We start from the raw sequence: 17628 nt of genomic DNA, 5'->3' as shown, positions 1-17628 counted from the left end.
ATCCATAGGCCTACTTCTCGATCTCGAGAGGGACGGCCTGCCCACAACAAAAAATGGAGAATCACCATGAATTACCAACAACCGACCCAACTGCAAGCCGTGGTCCTGGACTGGGCCGGCACCGTCGTCGATTTCGGCTCCTTTGCCCCGACGCAGATTTTCGTCGAAGCGTTTGCCGAGTTCGGCGTCGCGGTTTCCCTTGAAGAAGCGCGGGGGCCGATGGGCATGGGCAAGTGGGATCACATCCGTACCCTGTGCAATCAGCCGCAAATTGCCGAACGCTACCGCGCAGCCTTTGATCGCCTGCCAACCGATGACGATGTCACCGCACTGTATGAACGATTCATGCCGCTGCAGATCGAGAAAATTGCCCTGCACTCGGCACTGATTCCTGGTGCCCTGAACGCCATCGACGCGTTGCGCGACAAAGGCCTGAAGATCGGTTCCTGCTCCGGTTACCCGGCCGTTGTCATGGAGAAAGTGGTGGAGCTGGCGCGGCATAACGGCTACGTCGCCGACCACGTCGTCGCCACCGACGAAGTGCCGAACGGCCGCCCCTACCCGGCCCAGGCCTTGGCCAACGTAATTGCCTTGGGGATCAGCGATGTGGCCGCGTGCGTGAAGGTCGACGACACCTGGCCTGGCATTCTAGAAGGCCGGGCCGCCGGGATGTGGACGGTCGCGCTGACCTGCTCCGGCAATGCGCTGGGCTTGACCTACGATCAATTCAAGGCCCTGCCTTCTGACCGGCTCGACAGCGAGCGGGCACGTATCGTCAAGATGTTCGAAGGCTCCCGCCCACACTATTTGATCGACACCATCGTCGATCTGCCGGCAGTGATCGAAGACATCAATGCCCGTCTGATGCGGGGTGAAACGCCGCAAGGATCCTGACCCGATCCCGGCGCCAAGCGGCCGTCCCACGGACGGTCGCCATCACTTGAAAAAATCACTCGGCGTCTTGCCGAATTGTTTCTTGAACATGGTCGTGAACGCACTCGGGCTGTCGTAGCCCAGCTCCCCGGCGATGTCGATGATCTTCTCCCCGACGGCGATGCGTTCCAGAGCCAACAGCAACCGCGATTGCTGGCGCCACTGGCCGAAGGTCATACCGGTTTCCTTGCGGAAGCGACGCTGGATGGTTTTTTCGTCGAGGCTCAGGCGGGCGCTCCAGTCGGCCAGGGTCGAACCATCTCCAGGATCACGCTGCAACGCGGTACAGATCTGGTTGATACGTGGGTCGGTTGGCTGCGGCAGGTTCAGTGGCAAGGTCGGCAAGATCGTCAGTTCATCTAGGATCAGGCGTAGCACGCGGGCCTCTCGTGCGTCCGGTTCGCCGCTGAAGTCGAAATCCACCGAGACCTTGATCAGCTCGCTCAGCAGTGCAGAAACACTCACGGCCCGGGCTTCTTCGGGCAGATTCAACCCCGCTTCCGGGCGCACAAAGACACTGCGCATTTTCAATGGCCCGACACAGCGAATCGAGTGCATCTGCCCACACGGCATCCAGATGCCCCGGCTCGGCGGCACGGTCCATTGGCTGCTTGCGGAGTGCACCACCATCACGCCTTCGATGGCGTAGATCAGTTGATGCTTCTCGTGGGAGTGCGGCGGGATAAACCAGTTTTCCGGGTAATCGGTCGCGCTGCTGCGAACGTCCCAGTCACCCTGGTCGATATCCGCGAGAAATTTATCCAGTGGCTTCATGACGCCCTTTTTGCGATGGTCGACGCCCGAGTTGCGCGAGACGGGCGATTTCAAGGCCCCTAGGATAACGCCGAACCCTGAAATTGGCTGCGCTGCTCGCGACTTATCTGGAAGATCACCCATGTCGACCACCACCCTTAGTTCACCCTCGCCCAACGCCTCGGTGGCTGCACAAGCGAGTCCCTTGGTCATGCGCGTTGTCGGCGCTTGCGCGTTGGCGCACCTGATCAACGACTTGATCCAGGCCGTGCTGCCATCGATCTACCCGATGCTCAAGGCCAACTACGGCCTGACGTTCACCCAGGTCGGGCTGATTACCCTGACCTTCCAGCTCACCGCTTCGCTGCTGCAACCGTGGATCGGTTTCCACACCGACCGCCACCCAAAACCGTGGCTATTGCCCGCGGGGATGGTCTGCACGTTGATCGGTATTCTGATGTTGTCGATGGTCGGCAGCTTCCCGGCGATTCTGGTCGCTTCGGCACTGGTCGGCGTTGGCTCGTCGACCTTTCACCCGGAGACTTCACGGGTTGCGCGATTGGCTTCCGGCGGTCGCTACGGTTTGGCGCAATCGACGTTCCAGGTCGGTGGCAACGCCGGCAGTGCTTTCGGTCCGCTGCTGGCCGCGGCGATCATCATTCCCTACGGCCAGGGCAACGTTGCCTGGTTCGGCCTGTTCGCGGTGTTCGCCATCTTCGTGCAATACGGACTCAGTCGCTGGTATCGCAACCACCTCAACCTGTTCAAGCTCAAGCAAGGTAGCCAGGCCACCCACGGCCTGTCAAAACGCCGGGTCACCTTCGCCTTGGTGGTGCTGGCGCTGCTGGTGTTTTCCAAATACTTCTACATGGCCAGCTTCACCAGCTACTTCACCTTCTACCTGATCGAGAAATTCGACCTCTCGGTGGCCAGTTCACAGCTGTACCTGTTCCTGTTTCTCGGTGCCGTTGCAGCGGGGACTTTCTTTGGCGGCCCGATTGGCGACCGGATCGGCCGCAAGCGAGTGATCTGGTTCTCGATCCTCGGCGCCGCGCCCTTCACCCTCGCCCTGCCCTACGTCGACCTGTTCTGGACCGGCGTGCTGAGCATGATCATCGGCTTCATCCTCGCCTCGGCGTTCTCGGCCATCGTGGTCTTTGCCCAGGAACTGGTACCGGGCAACGTCGGCATGATCGCCGGGGTGTTTTTCGGTTTGATGTTCGGTTTCGGCGGGATCGGTGCGGCGCTGCTCGGGTATCTGGCGGATAGTCATGGCATCGAATATGTCTACACCCTGTGTTCTTTCCTGCCGTTGCTGGGGATACTGACGATTCTGTTGCCGTCTACTGCACAACGCCCGTCGGGTGCGTGAATGGTCTGCACCCGATCAGTTTTGATACCCGATCTGTAGCACTCGGTAACACCCGGCCCTGTTGCGGTGCGTCTTTTCCACGACGCACCGCCACCCGCCCCACTGCGCACGGGCAACACCACCATGGCGTACTTTGTGCATCCATTGGCCATCCTCTTCTGCCTGTAGTTGCCATGCGCCCCAAGGAACTCAAACTCTGGACCACCGGTGTCGCCCACTTGCTCGACCTGCCTGCCGGGCATGCGCGGCTGGCGGGATTGAGCCACTGGTTACGGCAAATCTGCCCGGTCGATCATTTCGTGTTGTTTGTCTACGAAGGCAATCACCGGCCACTGGCGTTGTTCGATACCTTCTCGGCGGACAAGCGTGCGGTGTATGTCGATGACTATCAGTGCGGCCCTTATCTGCTCGATCCGTTCTACCTGGCCTGCACCCGCGGCCAGGCGCCAGGGCTGTGGCGTCTGCGTCAGTTCGCGCCCGACCACTTCTACCTCGGCGAATACTTCCTGACCTATTACCAGCAGACGGGTCTGGCCGAGGAAGTGGCGTTTTTCGTCGACCTCGGCGAGGGTGCCACAGCGGTTTTGTCGTTGATGCGATCGAGCGCCAGCTGTGCGTTCAGCCGGGACGAAATGCAGTTGGTCGAGTGCGCACAAGCGGTGGTCGAGCAGGTCATCAATGAAGCCTGGCGCTTGCGTCAGGCCCAGCAACCGCGACCTGCACAGGACCTGGACTTCAAGATCCGCGAAGCCTTCGACCATTTTGGCGCGCACATCCTTACCGGACGTGAGCAGGAAATCGTTCAGCTGTTGTTGCGCGGTCACTCCAGCGCTTCGGTGGCCGAACAATTGAACATCAGCCCCGGCACGGTGAAAATCCACCGCAAGAACATCTACGCCAAGCTGGGGATTGGCAGCCAGTCGGAGTTGCTGGGGTTGTTTATTCGGGAGTTGACGGAGGAGCCGTTGCAAGCCTGAAAAAACGCACAACACCTCACCGCAGGCTGCGATCTTTTGATTTTGTTTTGCCCTCGAACGCCTAAGATCAAGGTCAAAAGATCGCAGCCTGCGGCAGCTCCTACAGGGGATAGCGATTAGTTCGTTGGTTCGAGTTGATCCAGCGCCCGGTTCACCGCCAGTTCGCCGAGCATGATGACCTGGGCAATGCCCAGCAGTGAGTTGCGACTGGTCCCCTCCAGATGATCCGCCAGATCCATGGCCATGACATTGGCCGATGCCAGTGACTCGCAAGCATGACCGAGCAGGGTTTCCATATCGACTTGCGGGTTGACGATGAACATATCGTCGAGTCGTCTGGGTGTGGCTTTGATGAACGCGGCGTGGGCGGCAGGATTGAAGTAGAACTCCAGGGCGCGCTTGACGTCCTCGTCGTATTGCTTTTGATCGGGGTTTTCGGATTGCGATGTCGGATCTGCGTCCGCGGGATTCGGTGTTGGTTTGAACATAGATGAAACTCCAATGCTATCGAAAAGGAGCCATCACCACCTCGCTACCAAACGAAGGGTGGCGACCATACGAAGGTTGGTAGACCGGGCATTGGAACCGGCGCCCCCGGAGGAGCCCTGCGCATGGCCACCATAAAATTCCGTCCAAAAAAGGACGATTAAAGGTGACGCTATGCGCCAATGCTACGGGTCTACCAAACCCGATCGCTGTTTTTTTACAGCGGCGAGCAAACGATAAAACCCGGGCACCAGGCGCACAAGCCGGCGGATTCTGGCGTACCTGTAGGCAATGACGCAAGGCGCTGTAGCTTTCATGAAGTAACGCTGACGGCAAATAAACGCCAACGCTTATACACCCGACTGGACTGCCCTTTTGGCGTTTAAAAAGCGATGAAAGCACGGGAAATTTCCGACATGTTTTTAGGGTTTGCCGTCGGAAGTTCGAAGGTTAATGTAGCTGTTCCAGGCAGGTAGGAACGATTGGCTAGCCTAGTGCTGGTGAAGGGTGACACGCGCATGTTGATCATCAAATACACGCAAGAAGGCTTCGATCTGAGCGACGTGAGGGAGATGCTTTCTGCTTCGGAACTGTACATGGGGCACGGCCTTGTCGAGCGCATCACAGGGAAGTCCGTCAGGACAGTACAACGCTTGGCAAAGGAGACAGAACCGGTGCGACTGAACCAGCAACAAAGCACAATCGCCTATCAATATGCTCAATCGCTGGAGCACGCCACCAATGTGTTTGGCAATCTACAGTTGGCTGAGAACTGGCTGCAGAAACCGTGCAAGTACCTGGAGGGGCATACGCCACTGGAATTGATCGACAACCCACTGGGCTTCCAGGTGGTAGACGACTATTTGACCCGGATTGAACACGGGGTTTATCAATGAATCCTTTGCCCTGGGATGGGACTTGGCACGCTTGGCGCCTTGACCGTGAAGTCTTCAAGGACACATGGAGCAGTGGCATAGGCGCACAACAATCCGGGGGCCGATGGAATCCTCCCGGCCGCCGGGTAATTTACGCTTCGGCCGACCCGGCGACTGCCATTCTGGAAGTGGCCACCCACACCGGCTTCGGTACGCTGGATAGCGTCCCTCATGTGCAGACATGTTTCGAAGTAATGGATTCGAATTTCATAAAAGTTGTTCAACCCGAAGATGTGCCAAACCCAAACTGGCTCATTCCGTCTGCGGTTACACGCCGTTCGTGGAACCTGCTGGTGAGTTGTGATCTGGCCGCGAATCATTTCAAGCTTGTTTCGCAGGAGCGCTTTGGGCTGGACACTCGGTTGCTCAAATAGCCAAGTGCTCTTCCTATCCCCCAAGGGATATATACACCGCAAAACCCCGATTGCTAATTTGGTCCCCGACGCACTGATTGATCACTGCAAGGGAGCCTGACCGTGAACGACACCCCGCCAAGCGATATCGAATTCTGCAATGTGGTCAAACGCTATGGCGAGGTACAGGCCGTCAGCGGTCTGGATTTTGCGGTGCGGCGTGGTTCGTTTCATTCCTTCCTGGGTGGTTCGGGCTGTGGCAAGACCACTACCCTGCGCATGATTGCCGGTTTCGAACAACCCACCAGCGGCGAAGTCCGTTTGGCCGGTAAAAGCGTGGCCGGTGTGCCGGCGTTCGAGCGACCGGTGAATATGGTGTTCCAGCATTACGCGCTGTTTCCGCATCTGACCGTGGCACAAAACATTGCCTACGGCCTGCGTTATCGCAATCCACGTCCGGACAAAAAACAGCAACTGCGCATGGCTGATGAAGCGTTGGAGATGGTGCGCCTCAGTGGCTTTGGCCAGCGTAAGCCGAGTGAACTGTCCGGCGGCCAGCAACAGCGTGTCGCCCTCGCCCGCGCTTTGGTCAACAAGCCGACCGTGTTGCTGCTCGACGAGCCGCTGGCCGCGCTGGATCGCAAGCTGCGCAAGGAGATGCAATCGGAACTGCTGCGCCTGCAACGCGAGGTCGGCATCACCTTCGTGCTGGTTACCCACGACCAGGAAGAAGCCCTGTCGATGAGCGACAGTATTAGCGTGATGCACAACGGCTCGATCATCCAGACCGCCACGCCGGAACAACTCTACGAAGCCCCGGCCAGTCGCTACGTGGCTGACTTTATCGGCGAATCCAACCTGTTCGACGGCACCGTGCGCCAGCTAAACGGCAACTCCGTCGTCCTGCGCACCGAGCAAGGGCTGGAACTGACCAGCCCACTGACGCCCACCGGCAAAGGCCTGAGCGCTAATGCCGCGGGTTGCATCGCCGTGCGCCCGGAGTTGATCAGCATCGCCAGCGCCAACGCCGAAATGACCCGGGAAGTGAAGCTGCAAGGGTCCGTCGAGGACCGCATCTACCTGGGCAACTCCACCGAATACCGCGTACGCACCCAGGCCTTCGGCGTGGTCTGCGTGCGGGTACCGCGCCAGCAGGATCACGGCGCCAATGCATTCGAACACGGCGCGGCAGTGCGCGTCGGCTGGGATCACGCCAATGGCCTGGCCATGGCGTTGTAAATCATCGATTCGTTTCATCAACCGGATGTGGAGCGTGCTATGGACCAGAAGACTTTTATAAAAACCCTGCGCAGCTGGCAGAACGGCTCGATCAGCCGCCGCGAGTTCCTTGGCCGCACCGGCCTGGGTATCGCCGCCGCCGTGGTCGCCACCAACATGCCCGGCCTGCTGACTTCCACCGCCGAGGCCGCCGAGCAAGGCAAACTGGGGGATCGCCTGGCGCTGGCGACCTGGCCGAACTACCACAGTCAGGAAAACCTCGACGCGTTCAGCAAGACCACCGGCGCCCGGGTGTCGATGAGTGTGTTCGGCTCCAACGAAGAAATGCTCGCCAAATTGCAGGCCGGTGGCAGTGGCTGGGACGTGCTGGTGCCGACCAACTACACCATCAGCACCTACGTCGGCCTGGGGCTGATCGAGCCGCTGGACCTGTCGCGCATTCCCAATTTCGACGCTTCGGCGTTCCAGCAGAAATTCATGGCCCAGGGCACCGTAGACGGCAAGGTCTACGCGGTGCCGAAGAACTGGGGCACCACCGGCATGCTCTACGACACCGGCAAACTGAAAAACGGCCCCACCAGCTGGAAGGAGTTCTGGGCCGCCGCCCGAGGCCCGGCCAGTGGTCGCACGATCGTTCACGATTACCAGTTGACCGCCATCGGCAACGCGCTGAAAAGCTTCGGCTACAGCTTCAACTCCCTGGACCCTAAAGAACTGGCCGACGCGGAAAAACTGCTGATCGACGTCAAGCCGCACCTGTTCGCGATCAACTCCGACATTCAGCCGTCGATGCGCAGCGGCGATGCCTGGCTGGCGATGTCGTGGACCGGCGATGCCTCGCAACTGCACCGCGACAACGCGCAAATGCAGTTCGAACTGGGCAAGGAAGGTGGCGAGTTGTGGAGCGACTTTTTCGCGATTCCGAAAAGTTCGGAGCACAAGGACGCCGCCTACGCCTTCATCAATTACCTGCTCGACCCGCAGCACAACAAGCTGGAAGTGCTGAGCCACGGTTACCCGAGCGGCGATAAGCGTGTCGATGCGCTGCTGCCTGTGGCGATGCTCGACGATCCGATCATGTACCCGGCCGCCGAGGCCCTGAGCCCGTTGGAGTTCGGTGCCGCCGCGACGCTGACCAGCCCGGCGCGTGCCGAACTGATGGCGCGCTTCAAGTCCGCCTGATCGTCTAGCCATGGCCAATGAGGAGTCACCCATGAATGCCGCCGCCCACCCGCAAACGGTGCAGCCGGGCCTCGCCCTGTCGGTCGAGGTACGCCAACGGCGCAGCCTCGGCCGGCGCATCACGCTGCTGATGCTCTTGCCTTCGACCCTGTGGTTCCTGCTGCTGTTGTTGATGCCGCTGGTGATCATTCTGGTCTTCAGTTTCGGCGAGCGCAGTGCCGTGGGCGGTTACGCCGGTGGCTTCACGTTGGCCAACTACCTGAACCTCGGCTCGCGCGGCGCGGCGTTCAGCAACACGCTGATGCTGGCGCCACTGGGCACGCTGGTGTGCCTGGTGGCGGCGTATCCGCTGGCGTATTTTCTGGCGGTCAAGGTCACGAGGAACCGCTCGCTGTTGCTAACGTTGGTGATTGTGCCGTTCTGGACCAGTTTCCTGATCCGCACCTACGCCTGGATTTTCATCCTCAGCGGCAAGGGCATTCCGGCGCTGCTGGCCAGTTTGGGCCTTGAAGATGTGCGGTTGATCAACACGCCGTGGGCGGTGCTGATCGGCATCGTCTATGGCTACCTGCCGCTGATGGTGTTCCCGATTTACGTCAGCCTGGAAAAACTCGACAAGCGCCTGCTCGAAGCCTCGGCGGACCTGGGCGCCAGTGCCTTCGAAAGCTTTCGCCGCATCACTTTGCCGTTGTCTGCGCCGGGGATCATCACCGGGGTGATGCTGGTGTTCATCCTGTTAATGGGCGAGTTCCTGATCCCGGCCATTCTCGGCGGCGGCAAGGTGTTCTTTGTCGGCAACGCGCTGGTCGACCTGTTCCTGCAATCGCGCAACTGGCCGTTCGGCAGTGCGCTGGCCATGACGTTGGTGGCGATGATGCTGCTGATCATCGGCGTGTACTTGAAACTGGTGGCGCGCTACGGCGGCCGCCCTGCCGATGGAGGCCTGTGACATGTGGCTGCGCAGCTATTCAACCTCGCTGTACCTGTTCCTCTACGCGCCGATTGCCTTGATCGTGCTGTTCAGCTTCAACGCCGGGCGCAGTGGTTTGGCGTTCCAGTGCTGCTCGGTGCAATGGTTCGGCACCGCATTCGGCAACCCGTTCATCATGGAAGCCCTGGGTAACAGCGCGCTGATTGCCTTTAGCTCGGCGGTGATCGCCACGCTGTTCGGCACCCTGGCGGTGTTCGGCTTGCAGCGCTGTGGCCCCAAAGTGCGCCTGCTGTTCGATGCGTTGACCTATTGCGCGATCATCGTGCCCGGCATCGTCATCGGCATCTCGACGTTGATCGCCTTCATCAGCCTGTTCGACCTGATCAACCCGTTGCTGGCGAGTTGGTTGCCGACGGTGCCGAAGCTGAACATGGGGTTCTTTACGGTGATCGCCGCGCATTCGTTGTTCACCATGGCGCTGGTGATGGTGATCGTGCGCAGTCGCGTCGACTCGCTGGACAAGGCCTTGCTCGAAGCCTCGGCGGACCTCTACGCTCCGCCGATGGACACCTTCTGGCGGGTGACGCTGCCGCAGATCAGTCCGGCGATCATGGCCGGGTTCCTGCTGGCCTTCACCTTCAGCTTCGACGATTTCATCATCGCGTTTTTCGTCGCCGGTTCCGAAACGACGTTGCCGATCTACATCTTTTCTTCCATCCGCCGTGGCGTGACGCCAGAGATCAACGCCATTTCGACGGTGATCATCTGCGTGTCGCTGGCCCTGCTGTTTACTTCCCGCCATCTGCAAAACCGCCGCACCGGCGTTCAGGAGTCGAACCATGCGTGATCAGCTCTACATCAACGGCGAATGGGTCAGCCCGGATCTGGGCGGTTATCTGGACGTGATCGATCCGGCCACCGAGCAGGTGTTCCACCGGGTCGCGGCAGGCACTGAAGAAGACGTCGACCATGCCGTGCGTGCGGCCCGTCGTGCCTTCGACAATGGCTGGGGCCAGACCCGCGGCGCCGAGCGCGCACAGTGGCTGGAAGCGTTGGCCGATGAATTGGAAAGCGGCCAGCAGGCGCTGGCGGAACTGGAAGTGCGTGACAACGGCAAGCCCTTGCCCGAAGCGCAGTGGGACATTGGCGATGCGATTGGTTGCTTTCGTTATTACGCCGGTTTGGCCCGTGACCTGGACCAACAACAGGACCAGCCGCTGGCCCTGCCGGACGCGCGTTTTCGCTGCCGCATCCGCCATGAACCGATTGGCGTCGCCGGGCAAATCATTCCCTGGAATTACCCGCTGCTGATGGCCGCCTGGAAGGTCGCGCCGGCATTGGCCGCCGGTACCACCGTGGTGTTGAAACCGTCGGAGCTGACACCGCTGACTGCGCTGGAACTGGCCGCCGCCGCCGACCGTATCGGCTTGCCCGCCGGGGTGCTGAACGTCGTCACCGGCCTCGGCGCCGAAGCCGGCAGCCCGCTCACCGAACACCCCGGCGTGGACAAACTGGCCTTTACCGGCAGCGTGCCCACCGGGGCGAAAATCATGTCGGCGGCGGCGCGGGACATCAAGAACATCAGCCTGGAATTGGGCGGAAAGTCGGCCTTCATTGTGTTCGATGACGCCGATGTCGACGCCGCCGTGGAATGGATTCTGTTCGGGATTTTCTGGAACCAGGGCCAGGTGTGCAGCGCCACGTCACGCTTGCTGGTTCAAGAATCCATCGCCCCGCGCCTGATCGAACGGTTGGTTGAGGAAACCCGCAAGATCAGCATTGGTCCTGGCATGCAGCCCGGTGTGCTGCTGGGTCCGCTGGTGAGCCAGGGCCAGTACGACAAGGTGCTCGGTTTCATCGATCAGGGCTTGGCCAGTGGCGCCCGTTTGCTCACGGGTGGGCGGCGACCGGCGCATCTGTCCGAGGGTTACTTCATCGAACCGGCCATCTTCGACGAACCCGGCCACAGCAGCATTTTGTGGCGTGAAGAAGTGTTCGGGCCGGTGCTGTGCATCAAGCGCTTCAAGACCGAAGAACAAGCGGTGCAAATGGCCAACGCCAGCCGCTTCGGCCTCGCCGGCGCAGTGATGAGCGCGGATTTGCAGCGCACTGCACGCGTCGCCAACCAGCTGCGCGCCGGGATCGTCTGGGTCAACTGCTCGCAACCGACCTTCGTCGAAGCGCCTTGGGGCGGCATGAAACACAGCGGCATCGGCCGGGAACTGGGGCAATGGGGGCTGCACAACTACCTGGAGGTCAAGCAGGTGACCGAGTACATCAGCGACCAGCCGTGGGGGTGGTATTTGAAGTAAACAGGTCAAGTGTGGGCCGCGGCACCTGAAGGCCAACGCCCCTGACACTTGACCCGGAGGTATGCCATGAGCCGGGTCAACGAGTCCGTCGAACAGTACTACTTCGCATCCCCGCCCTTTGGCTTGTAAAACTTGAACAAACCGATGTTCGCGGTGTTGGTGTATTTCCTGGCCCAATCCGGCTTCACCGTGCGGTCATGAAAGTACAGCGCGCCTTTTGTGCGATCCGGCAGTTGCTTGTTCAGCGCCTTGCGCGCGATTTCCTTGGCCATCGCGTAAGGCACCTCTTCCTGTACCGAGTCGGAGCGCCCATCGCACCACCAGGAGAACTGGCAATTTTTGGTTTGGCAAGTACAGGACTGGCGAGCAGTGTGATGGCAAGGCAAGCGGCGATCCAGTGACGGCGCATGGATGGGCGCAACCCTGTGGGCGATGTCGCTTCAGTGTAGTAGTGAAATGATTGCACCTGACCCCACTACACTTGGAAAATCCGTTGCCCTGAAGAGGGTAACTTCGCGCATCATGGGCGCAGTCAGTTCAAAGGGGATTCCCATGCGTTTGATTTCATCCGCGCTGCGTTTTGCCGGTTTGTCACTGGGCCTGGTGTTCGCCGCCTCAGCGGTGGCCAGCGACGAGTCGCAGTTGATTGAAGCGATCAACCAGTACCGCAGCCAACCGCAGCGCTGTGCCGGCCAGGCCTCGTCGGAATTGCCGCCACTGTCCGCCGATCCACGCCTGGTGCTGTCCGCCACCAGCGTCGGCAATCTGCAGCAGGCCATGGCCTCGGCCGGTTATCCGATGAAGAACGTGCAGGCGATCAGCCTGACCGGGCCGCGTGATGCGCCGTCGGCCATGAAAGCCATCCAGGAAAGTTTTTGCCAGATCGTGCTGGACCCGCAATTCGTCGATGTCGGCATCAGCCGCCAGGACCGTGAATGGCGCATTACCCTGGCGCGCCCTCTGTTGAGCGGACGCCTGGGCGACTGGCAAACCGAAGGCCAGAAACTGCTGGCCGAACTCAACACAGCCCGCTCCCGCCCCACCCAGTGCGGCACGCAATCCTTTGCGGCCACCACACCGCTGACCTGGAACGCCACACTGGCGGCGGCCGCCGAGACCCACTCGCGGTCCATGGCCAACAACAACTACTTTGACCACAGGGATCGCGACGGCCGCACACCGGGCGATCGCGCAGAACTGGCGGGCTATGACTTTCAGCAAATCGGCGAAAACATCGCTGCCGGGCAAGACAGCGTGCGCAAGGTGGTCGATGGCTGGTTGGCCAGCGCCGGTCATTGCGCCAACCTGATGAATCCGCAGTTTCGCGAGTTGGGTGCGGCGTATGCGACCGATCCGAAAAGCGACGGCGGGATTTACTGGACGGTGATGTTTGGGGCGCAGTGACGGCGGTGACGGCATGCTTCATGGACCATCGTCGATGACCCGCTCATCAACAGTGATTGCGCGCCGTTTCCCGTTGCTTTCAGTCTGCGCCGTTTGATGAATATGAGCGGTGGTTCAACCACCGCGCTTCTAAGGGAAAAACGTTTGAAGCCGACCTCGGAACAGGATCTGTCGACACCCCAAGCCATCAGCCTGCGTGAAGCGTTTCTGTTCTGGCTCAAGCTGGGCTTCATCAGTTTCGGCGGGCCGGCCGGGCAGATTTCGATCATGCACCAGGAGTTGGTCGAACGGCGGCGCTGGATCTCCGAGCGACGCTTTCTGCACGCGCTCAACTATTGCATGTTGCTGCCCGGCCCCGAGGCGCAACAGCTGGCGACTTACATCGGCTGGCTGATGCACCGAACCTGGGGCGGTGTGATTGCTGGTGTGCTGTTTGTGTTGCCGTCGCTGTTCATTCTGATCGCCCTGTCCTGGGTGTACGTCGCCTTCGGTGACGTGCCGGTAGTGGCCGGTCTGTTTTATGGGATCAAGCCGGCGGTGACGGCAATTGTGGTGCAGGCGGCTCACCGGATCGGCTCGCGGGCGCTAAAAAACAATTGGCTGTGGGGCATCGCTGCGGCGTCCTTCGTGGCCATCTTCGTGCTCAATGTGCCGTTTCCGCTGATCGTGTTGGCGGCTGCGGTGATCGGCTATTTCGGCGGGCGACTGGCCCCTGAAAAGTTCAGGACCGGCGGACACAGCGCTGCGCAAAAAACCTTCGGCCCGGCGTTGATCGACGACGACACCCCACCGCCTGAACACGCCCGGTTCAGTGGTTTGAAACTGGCACGCCTGGCCGTTGTCGGTGCGATTTTGTGGACACTGCCCATGGCCACACTCACCGCCCTATTTGGCTGGGAAGGCACGTTGACGCAAATGGGCTGGTTCTTCACCAAAGCGGCACTACTGACCTTCGGCGGCGCCTACGCGGTGCTGCCGTATGTGTACCAGGGCGCGGTCGGCCACTATGGATGGCTGACGCCGACGCAGATGATCGACGGCCTGGCGCTCGGCGAAACCACCCCCGGGCCGCTGATCATGGTGGTGGCGTTTGTCGGTTTCATCGGCGGGTATGTGCTTGAGGTATTCGGCCCGGACCAGGCGTTTATCGCCGGTGCGCTCGCGGCCACATTGGTGACCTGGTTCACCTTCCTGCCCTCGTTCCTGTTCATTCTCGCCGGTGGCCCGCTGGTGGAGTCGACGCACAACGAACTCAAGTTCACCGCTCCGCTGACAGCGATCACCGCCGCGGTGGTCGGGGTGATTCTTAATCTCGCGTGTTTTTTTGCTTATCACGTGCTGTGGCCGAACGGTTTCAGTGGAAACCTCGACTGGCCTTCGGCGCTGATAGCAATAGCCGCGGCCGTTGCGTTGCTGCGGTTCAAGCGCGGCGTGATCGAAGTGTTGATCGGTTGTGGGGTGATCGGGCTGGGTGTGCACCTGATGCAATGAATGAGACGTTTACACGCGCCGCTTTCCCCCCTAGTATCCAGCCACGACCGGATGGCTTGTCACACTTGCCGCCGACGATTTCCAATGCTGGAAACACTCGCTATGAACCGCATTGTCAACCTGCCCATGGCCTTGAGCCGTTCCAAACTTCGTCACTCCGCACGTCCGCCGGATAGCACCCTGCTCGTCTAAGCGCGTCCCCAACGCGTCGAGCCCCCTCCCTCGCTAATCCTTTGCCTGCATGCCCCGGATCTTTGCATCCGTCGTCGTGCCGAGGCCCGAATCCGTGCGTCCGCAGGACGCCAACGTGAGTGACGAACAATGAAATTCGCAGCCCTTGAAGACGCCAAACGCTTTCTGGCCGACAACCCCGATATCGACATGATCGAGCTGTTCATTCTTGACGCCAACGGTGTGCCACGCGGCAAGCTGTTGCACCGTGAAGAACTGCTGGCGGTCTACGAAAGCGGCCGTCCGCTGCCCAGCACCATCCTCGGTTTGACCTTGCAGGGTGAGGACGTCGAAAACTCCGGGCTGGTCTGGGACGTGGGCGATATCGATTGCCGCGCTTACCCGCTCGAAGGCAGCCTGGTGCGCTTGCCGTGGCGGCAGATTCCGACCGCCGCCGTGCAGGTCAGCATGCACCCTGAAGAAGGCATGCCGGCGAGCATCGCCGACCCGCGTCACCTGCTGATCAATGTGATCGACCGTCTGAAAGCCGAGGGTTACTACCCGGTGATGGCCTGCGAACTGGAGTTCTACTTGCTGGACGCCAAGCGCGACCACAATGGACGCCCACAACCGGCGCTGGACGCGGACGGTGGTCGACCGCGACACACGCAGGTGTATGGCCTGCGCGAACTGGAGCAGATCGAACCGTTCCTCGCCGACCTGTATGCGGTATGCAAGCTCCACGGCATTCCGGCACGCACGGCGATTTCCGAGTACGCACCGGGCCAGGTGGAAATCACCCTGGAACATGGCGATGCCCTCGAAGCGATGGACCAAGCGGTGCGCTACAAGCGTCTGGTGAAAGCCATCGCCCACAAGCACGGCATGCAGGCAACGTTCATGGCCAAGCCGTTCGATCACTTGGCGGGCACCGGCATGCACATGCACGTCAGCATCGCCGATGCCGAGGGTCGCAATCTGTTTGCGTCCGAAGACCCGGCCGGTACACCGCTGTTGCGCACCGCCATCGGCGGCATGCTGGCGTCGTTGCTCGATTCCTTGCTGCTGTTCTGCCCTAACGCCAACTCGTACCGGCGTTTCCAGGCCAACAGCTACGCACCGCTGGCACCGACCTGGGGCGTCGACAACCGCACCGTCAGCCTGCGCGTGCCGGGTGGCCCGGCCAACAGCCGCCACATCGAACACCGCATCTGCGGCGCCGACGCCAACCCGTATCTGGCGGCGGCGGCCATTCTGGCGGGGATCCATCGGGGCTTCAGCGAAAATATCGATCCGGGCGATCCGGTGGAAGGCAACGGCTATGCGCAAGCCACGCAATTGCTGCCGACCGATTGGCTGACGTCGCTGACGGCGCTGGAAAATTCGGTGTGGGCACGGGATGCATTGGGTCAGGAGTTTCTGGGGGTGTATCTGGCGGTCAAACGTGCCGAGTACCGGCAGTTCATGGCTGAAGTGGGTGAGCAGGACTGGCGCTGGTATTTGACTGAAGCGTAAGCCCTTCTCCGTCAATCGGTCCAATTCAATCCCTGTGGGAGCGAGCCTGCTCGCGATGAGGCCACCACATTCAACATCATTGTTGACTGGGCGATCGCTATCGCGAGCAGGCTCGCTCCCACAAAGGGCTGCGTTCACTTGACTGGCAATGTTCTCCCAATTTCCCCTGGACACTGACATGACCCAACAACGCTGCAATTCCTACTACACCGCCACCCTTAACCAGGACACCGATTACCCGACCCTGCAAGGTCAGCATCGCGTCGATGTGGTGATCATCGGTGGCGGCTTCACCGGCGTCGCCACCGCTGTCGAACTGGCGGAAAAAGGCCTGAAAGTCGCCATTGTCGAAAGTAATAAAATCGGCTGGGGCGCCACCGGGCGCAATGGCGGCCAGGTCACCGGCAGCCTCTCGGGCGATGAAGCGATGCGCAAACAGATGCGCCGCACCATCGGCGAAGACGTCGACGATTTCATCTGGCACCTGCGCTGGCGCGGGCACCAGATCATCCAGCAGCGGGTCGAGAAATACGGCATCGCCTGCGACCTCAAGCACGGTCACTTGCATGCCGCGTACAAGCCCAGTCACATGGACGGCTTGCGCAAGGATTACGACGAAGCGGTGCGTCGTGGCATGGGCGACGAGGTCAGCCTGCTCGACCGCAGCCAGGTACGCGATCTGCTGCAAAGCGATCTCTATCACGGCGCGATCAAGAACACTCGCAACATGCATTTGCACCCGCTCAACCTGTGCATCGGTGAAGCGCGGGCGGCCGAAAGCCTGGGCGCATTGATCTTCGAAAACAGCGAAGTGCTGGAAATCATCCATGGCGACACGCCGGGCGTGCGCACCGCCCATGGCCGCATCGATGCCAATCAAGTGCTGCTGGCTGGCGACGTGTACCACAAGCTCGAACCGAGCAAGCTCAAGGGCAAGATTTTCCCGGCCATGGGCGGCATCGTCACCACCGCGCCGCTGGGCGATCTGGCGAAGCAGATCAACCCCGAAGACCTTGCCGTGTACGACTGCCGTTTCGTGCTCGACTACTATCGCCTGACCGCCGACGGTCGCCTGCTGTTCGGCGGTGGCGCCAACTACAGCGGCAAGGATTCACGCGACATCGCCGCCGAGTTGCGCCCGTGCATCGAACAGACGTTTCCGGCGCTCAAAGGCGTGGCTATCGATTACCAGTGGAGCTGCGCGATGGGCATCGTGATCAATCGCATCCCGCAACTGGGCAAGCTTTCGGACAACGTCTGGTATTGCCAGGGCTACTCCGGCCATGGCATCGCCACCACCCACATCATGGGTGAAATCATGGGCCGGGCGATCACCGGGCAAATGGAGCATTACGATACGTTCGCCGCGTGTCAGCACATCCGTGTGCCGATGGGTGATCTGCTGGGCAACCCGATGTTGGCGGCGGGCATGTGGTACTACCAGATGCTTGAGCGGTTGCGCTGAGTCAATTGCTGCATATTCAGCATTGATGTTGTCTGTGCTGGCCTCATCGCGAGCAAGCTTGCTCCTACAGGGATTCCGGTCGACCACAAAATTTGGTCTGGCCGATATC

At 60.6% G+C, this 17628-nt stretch carries 16 protein-coding genes and 1 pseudogene; 14 read left to right on the top strand and 3 right to left on the bottom strand.

The window, feature by feature from the left end; genetic code table 11:
• The first annotated feature begins 66 nt into the window (after positions 1-66).
• Entirely contained in the window at positions 67-894 is an 828-nt protein-coding gene (phnX, locus tag CKW19_RS14905) for a phosphonoacetaldehyde hydrolase (protein WP_095058523.1), read from the top strand.
• Positions 895-936: 42 nt separating this feature from the next.
• Here the strand turns inward: phnX and CKW19_RS14900 are convergent, their stop codons facing one another.
• The gene (locus tag CKW19_RS14900; RefSeq protein ID WP_256580342.1) at positions 937-1707 is read right to left on the bottom strand and encodes a helix-turn-helix domain-containing protein; all 771 of its coding nucleotides are present in this window, start codon (positions 1705-1707) and stop codon (positions 937-939) included.
• A gap of 121 nt (positions 1708-1828) precedes the next feature.
• On the opposite strand from CKW19_RS14900, the gene CKW19_RS14895 reads away from it, so the two are divergent.
• Together CKW19_RS14895 and CKW19_RS14890 are read left to right on the top strand one after the other, a co-directional pair.
• Positions 1829-3058 (top strand): MFS transporter, encoded by a 1230-nt coding sequence (locus tag CKW19_RS14895; RefSeq protein WP_095058521.1) that lies wholly within the window; start codon positions 1829-1831, stop codon positions 3056-3058.
• Between the two features lie 173 nt (positions 3059-3231).
• Positions 3232-4035 carry a response regulator transcription factor gene (locus CKW19_RS14890; RefSeq protein WP_095058520.1) on the top strand — a complete coding sequence of 268 codons (804 nt, stop codon included), beginning with the start codon at positions 3232-3234 and terminating at the stop codon, positions 4033-4035.
• 116 nt (positions 4036-4151) lie between these two features.
• Here the strand turns inward: CKW19_RS14890 and CKW19_RS14885 are convergent, their stop codons facing one another.
• Entirely contained in the window at positions 4152-4523 is a 372-nt protein-coding gene (locus tag CKW19_RS14885) for a DUF6124 family protein (protein ID WP_095058519.1), read from the bottom strand.
• A 516-nt stretch (positions 4524-5039) separates the two neighbouring features.
• Between CKW19_RS14885 and CKW19_RS14880 the strand changes: the two genes are divergently transcribed.
• From CKW19_RS14880 to CKW19_RS14850, 7 genes are all read left to right on the top strand, one after another.
• Positions 5040-5417: an antitoxin Xre/MbcA/ParS toxin-binding domain-containing protein gene (locus CKW19_RS14880; protein ID WP_095058571.1), complete on the top strand. Its 378-nt coding sequence runs from the start codon at positions 5040-5042 to the stop codon at positions 5415-5417.
• Positions 5414-5830: an RES family NAD+ phosphorylase gene (locus CKW19_RS14875; RefSeq protein ID WP_095058518.1), complete on the top strand. Its 417-nt coding sequence runs from the start codon at positions 5414-5416 to the stop codon at positions 5828-5830. Before CKW19_RS14880 ends, CKW19_RS14875 begins: the two co-directional genes overlap by 4 nt.
• Positions 5831-5932: 102 nt before the next feature.
• Positions 5933-7048 (top strand): ABC transporter ATP-binding protein, encoded by a 1116-nt coding sequence (locus CKW19_RS14870; RefSeq protein WP_095058517.1) that lies wholly within the window; start codon positions 5933-5935, stop codon positions 7046-7048.
• A 39-nt stretch (positions 7049-7087) separates the two neighbouring features.
• Positions 7088-8230, top strand: coding sequence for a PotD/PotF family extracellular solute-binding protein (locus CKW19_RS14865; protein WP_095058516.1), 1143 nt, complete (start codon positions 7088-7090; stop codon positions 8228-8230).
• A gap of 31 nt (positions 8231-8261) precedes the next feature.
• A complete protein-coding gene (locus CKW19_RS14860; protein WP_060541937.1) occupies positions 8262-9179 on the top strand; it encodes an ABC transporter permease in 918 nt (305 codons plus the stop codon).
• A gap of 1 nt (position 9180) precedes the next feature.
• On the top strand, positions 9181-10008 hold the full coding sequence (locus CKW19_RS14855) for an ABC transporter permease (RefSeq protein WP_095058515.1): 828 nt from the start codon (positions 9181-9183) through the stop codon (positions 10006-10008).
• A complete protein-coding gene (locus CKW19_RS14850) occupies positions 10001-11473 on the top strand; it encodes an aldehyde dehydrogenase family protein (protein ID WP_095058514.1) in 1473 nt (490 codons plus the stop codon). The genes CKW19_RS14855 and CKW19_RS14850 overlap by 8 nt, the downstream gene beginning before the upstream one ends.
• Before the next feature lie 98 nt (positions 11474-11571).
• Here CKW19_RS14850 and CKW19_RS14845 read toward each other — a convergent pair.
• Positions 11572-11820 (bottom strand): annotated as a pseudogene (locus CKW19_RS14845) (cell wall hydrolase); the annotation flags it as partial.
• A 205-nt stretch (positions 11821-12025) separates the two neighbouring features.
• On the opposite strand from CKW19_RS14845, the gene CKW19_RS14840 reads away from it, so the two are divergent.
• The 4 genes from CKW19_RS14840 to CKW19_RS14825 all read left to right on the top strand — a co-directional run bounded on the left by CKW19_RS14840 (position 12026) and on the right by CKW19_RS14825 (position 17519).
• Positions 12026-12877: a CAP domain-containing protein gene (locus CKW19_RS14840; protein ID WP_095058513.1), complete on the top strand. Its 852-nt coding sequence runs from the start codon at positions 12026-12028 to the stop codon at positions 12875-12877.
• A 144-nt stretch (positions 12878-13021) separates the two neighbouring features.
• A complete protein-coding gene (gene chrA / locus CKW19_RS14835; protein WP_095058512.1) occupies positions 13022-14368 on the top strand; it encodes a chromate efflux transporter in 1347 nt (448 codons plus the stop codon).
• 321 nt (positions 14369-14689) lie between these two features.
• Positions 14690-16054, top strand: a complete 1365-nt coding sequence (locus tag CKW19_RS14830; protein WP_095058511.1) for a glutamine synthetase family protein — start codon at positions 14690-14692, stop codon at positions 16052-16054.
• A 178-nt stretch (positions 16055-16232) separates the two neighbouring features.
• Positions 16233-17519, top strand: a complete 1287-nt coding sequence (locus CKW19_RS14825) for an FAD-binding oxidoreductase (RefSeq protein ID WP_095058510.1) — start codon at positions 16233-16235, stop codon at positions 17517-17519.
• Positions 17520-17628 lie beyond the last annotated feature (109 nt).

It is taken from the genome of Pseudomonas sp. Irchel s3f7, assembly GCF_900187615.1.
Classification (GTDB): Bacteria; Pseudomonadota; Gammaproteobacteria; order Pseudomonadales; family Pseudomonadaceae; genus Aquipseudomonas.
Note: the sequence above shows the minus strand (reverse complement) of the source record. Positions and strands in the feature narration are given on the sequence as shown.